Below are 3,026 nucleotides of genomic sequence, written 5' to 3'. Positions count from 1 at the left end.
TCGCAGTACGGTTGTAGGGCACACCATTCTTCCCATAACATGCGGTCCATCTGTTTCTTCTTTGCGGTGAGATACAAGTTAATAACTATCTCTGCATCCAAACTCCTTATATACTCCATATTTGGATAGCGAGAAGCTAACGTATCGATGAAATCTATTTCATCAAGTTCACCGCATTGGAAAAAAGCTTAACCAGCCCAACTTCTGAATCTTTAATTGCAATAAATAATCGAACCAACTCTTCTAGATTTAAAGTTCGAATCGTTTCCCAACCTGGTGATGTTTTTTTGCCACCTTCATCTTCATGAACTAAAAGTCCGGCTACAAACTCAAAAAATTCCTGTTCTGCTTCTTCTAACCCGAAGATAAACTTCATGATAATGTCATACCCGAAAGTCTCTTGTGCAGCTAATACATCAGCTTGAGTTGCTCCTTCTTTATTTCGTACGCCCATCATTAAATCTTTAAGTAAATTAATATCAACCTTGAATTTCGATTTCTTCAAAATACGAACTACAGAAAATAAATCTCCACCATGAATTTGTCTCACTTTATATTCTTTTTCTTGAATTGCAATAGTCATATTTATTCCTCCTTAAAATAAAAAGAGCAGGGATTATCCCTACTCTTTAACCTGCTGGTATTAATTTAGCTGCTTCTGTTGCTGTTAAAATACGTTTTTTCCATGGTACTTTTCGAATGTTTTCTGGATCACGATGTCCTGTGAATGTCACTTCTGGAACAACTTCACTTTCGTTTTCAAATCCTAGCTCTAATGAACCGTCAGATAATGCGTTATATACGATAATTTCAACGATATCTCCACCTAAAGTTTCGCCAACCCATGCTACGTTTTTAAGATAGCTATCTTTTGTTAGACGTTCTGTAGCTTCGATCACGTCGTACTTAATTGTTTTCCCGTCTTTTGTAACAGTCTCTTCTGATACTTTTAAACCAGCAATAAAGTTTTTGATTTTTTCTTTATCCAAAAATTCAAGTGTCTTAAAACTAATTTGAGTTTTTGATTTTGTAATACGTTTCATCCCCATAGTGTCACCAGGAGAACCATCATATTCAATTTCTTTAAACTCTGGTTCGTATTTAAATGAGCCACCGCCTTGTGTAGCACCTACAGGTAGTTCGTCTTTTTCTCCATAATTAAAGAAGAATGCACCCCAATCTCCGAATAGGACATTCTCTGGTTTTGGTTGTGGAGCTGCCATATAATCAACCCTTTCTATTGTTTAAAATAAGTTCTTAAAATGAACCGCACTTCTTTACGTCTGATATTCGGGTCTGGATCAGGTACTTTCTGACTCGAAAGATAAGAAATAGCAGCACCAAATTCAGCACTGCTTAACCTTTTTCTATGAAGATTGTTTTCTAGCTTCATAATCAGTTCATCTATTTTACTAAGATGAGCGGAAGTGCCGTAAATATCAATTGTAAGCATGATATTCTTTCGTCCCCATGGTTCTTTGTCATCATTTACCGTGAATACCAGATAAGGCATTTCAGCCGTTGTTTTAGCGATTTCATAATACGTTTCTTTATGAATCTGTTTTAATTCACTGTGTAATATATTTATAAAGTCATTCATGCTATCTACCTCATTAACGACGAATAGGTTCGCGTGCCAACTTGTGTAATTTGCGGTTTATTGCTCTCTGCTGCTGGTCTAAGAAAAGGCTGTGCATGTTGCCCTTGAGTTTTAACCATCTTCCCTGTTTTAGGGTCACGGTACATCCAAGGAGTTTTACGCCCATCACCGTCTACAGCATAAATTCCTGTTCCTTTCTCAACATAAATTCCATGATCAGCAGAAGTACCGATAACAACTTTTTCTTGCTCTGCTTTAGAACTAATGCTTCTTCTTAGATTGCCAGTGTCTACAGCAGCAAGTAATTTAGCTTTAGAAGATACAAATTGACCAATAGCAGTATGAGCTGCTTTCTTTGCAGCCAAATGTCTCGCCATAACAGCGGCTCTATTGGATTGGAATTTCACGCTCATATGGCAACATCTCCAATTCTATTTGAAAGAATCTACCCGCATTCATTGGATCGCCCGGATAAGTAACGCTGTATACCTTCTTATCGATAACTAATCTATCTTGAATAGTTACGTCGAAAAGCATGCAGTAAAAGAAATGTGTGCTTTTCTCTTCTACTTTCTTATTGCGAGCATCCTTTGTCCCTTGGATAGCATCCAATACACCTTTAACAGTATTGATTTCTTTCCATTCTTCTGTTGAATATGGTCCATCATCAGAACCAGCGTTGCGAAGTACTGTAGCATCTTTTCCAAACTTGCGTATCATTGACTGAATCATCGAACACGTAACCTCACTTTCAGCCCCTTCGTGACGTTTGCTGGATAATCTACCACATCATCATAAGTAACAGAATAGTTACCTAACGATTCACTTTTCTTTCCTTCTCTCTCTTGCTCCATATACTGATGAACCACCATTTTAGCGATGATACCAATATAAGCAGGAGGGAATTCAGGAATAGTTCTATTGGTGTACTCAGCAACCATTAACATTGTATCTTCAATGCTTATTAATAAATTTTCATCACTTATATTAGGTACTTGCAGTTTTACACGTTTTAAAATTTCTGCTTTCATATCTTCCATCTAATCACCTACTTACGTAAAAGAAAAAAATGGAGAAGGCTTATTAAGCCCCTCCACCTGGTTTTTCCGGAGTAATTGATGTAACTGTAGCTGTAAGTACCGCTATTGACTCTTGACGAAGGATATCTCCACCATAAACCATAAGACCACGAATACCATCTGCAAAAGAATTTTGCAGACGTTGTGCCTCTGTTTCAGTTAACTGTGTCCCGTATCCAATGGCAGACTTATGAAGACCTAAAATTTTATACTTACCACTAGTACCGTGAATTTCTTCTGATACAACGATTTGTGATCCATTAATAATCTGTCCTTCAACAATACCATTTTCTAAAACAACAGGTTGCTTAGTAAAGCGATCATCTTTAGATAATAAACCTAAAACC

General features: G+C 37.0%; 6 protein-coding genes and 1 pseudogene. All 7 read right to left on the bottom strand.

Annotated elements, in window-relative coordinates:
- Window positions 1–154: 154 nt before the first annotated feature.
- Window positions 155–583, bottom strand: coding sequence for a hypothetical protein (locus tag BB045_RS07120; protein ID WP_000150393.1), 429 nt, complete (start codon window positions 581–583; stop codon window positions 155–157).
- A gap of 46 nt (window positions 584–629) precedes the next feature.
- Entirely contained in the window at window positions 630–1,223 is a 594-nt protein-coding gene (locus tag BB045_RS07115; protein ID WP_000729988.1) for a hypothetical protein, read from the bottom strand.
- 14 nt (window positions 1,224–1,237) lie between these two features.
- Window positions 1,238–1,600, bottom strand: coding sequence for a hypothetical protein (locus BB045_RS07110; RefSeq protein WP_029441608.1), 363 nt, complete (start codon window positions 1,598–1,600; stop codon window positions 1,238–1,240).
- A gap of 5 nt (window positions 1,601–1,605) precedes the next feature.
- Window positions 1,606–2,013 (bottom strand): HK97-gp10 family putative phage morphogenesis protein, encoded by a 408-nt coding sequence (locus BB045_RS07105; RefSeq protein WP_016513765.1) that lies wholly within the window; start codon window positions 2,011–2,013, stop codon window positions 1,606–1,608.
- Entirely contained in the window at window positions 1,988–2,332 is a 345-nt protein-coding gene (locus BB045_RS07100; RefSeq protein WP_075140623.1) for a head-tail adaptor protein, read from the bottom strand. Before BB045_RS07100 ends, BB045_RS07105 begins: the two co-directional genes overlap by 26 nt.
- Entirely contained in the window at window positions 2,329–2,640 is a 312-nt protein-coding gene (locus tag BB045_RS07095; RefSeq protein WP_075140622.1) for a head-tail connector protein, read from the bottom strand. Before BB045_RS07095 ends, BB045_RS07100 begins: the two co-directional genes overlap by 4 nt.
- 43 nt (window positions 2,641–2,683) lie before the next feature.
- Window positions 2,684–3,026 (bottom strand): annotated as a pseudogene (locus tag BB045_RS07090) (hypothetical protein); the annotation flags it as partial.

It is taken from the genome of Staphylococcus sp. MB377, assembly GCF_001922505.1.
GTDB lineage: Bacteria > Bacillota > Bacilli > Staphylococcales > Staphylococcaceae > Staphylococcus > Staphylococcus haemolyticus.
The sequence above is the reverse complement of the archived record's forward strand: the minus strand, read 5'-3'. Positions and strand labels throughout refer to the sequence as shown.

Excerpts from the sequence above, each read along its gene's own strand:
- BB045_RS07120 (WP_000150393.1), bottom strand. The coding sequence starts at position 583 with ATGACTATTGCAATTCAAGAAAAAGAATATAAAGTGAGACAAATTCAT.
- BB045_RS07105 (WP_016513765.1), bottom strand. The coding sequence starts at position 2,013 with ATGAGCGTGAAATTCCAATCCAATAGAGCCGCTGTTATGGCGAGACAT.
- BB045_RS07095 (WP_075140622.1), bottom strand. The coding sequence starts at position 2,640 with ATGGAAGATATGAAAGCAGAAATTTTAAAACGTGTAAAACTGCAAGTA.
- BB045_RS07100 (WP_075140623.1), bottom strand. The coding sequence starts at position 2,332 with ATGATTCAGTCAATGATACGCAAGTTTGGAAAAGATGCTACAGTACTT.
- BB045_RS07110 (WP_029441608.1), bottom strand. The coding sequence starts at position 1,600 with ATGAATGACTTTATAAATATATTACACAGTGAATTAAAACAGATTCAT.
- BB045_RS07115 (WP_000729988.1), bottom strand. The coding sequence starts at position 1,223 with ATGGCAGCTCCACAACCAAAACCAGAGAATGTCCTATTCGGAGATTGG.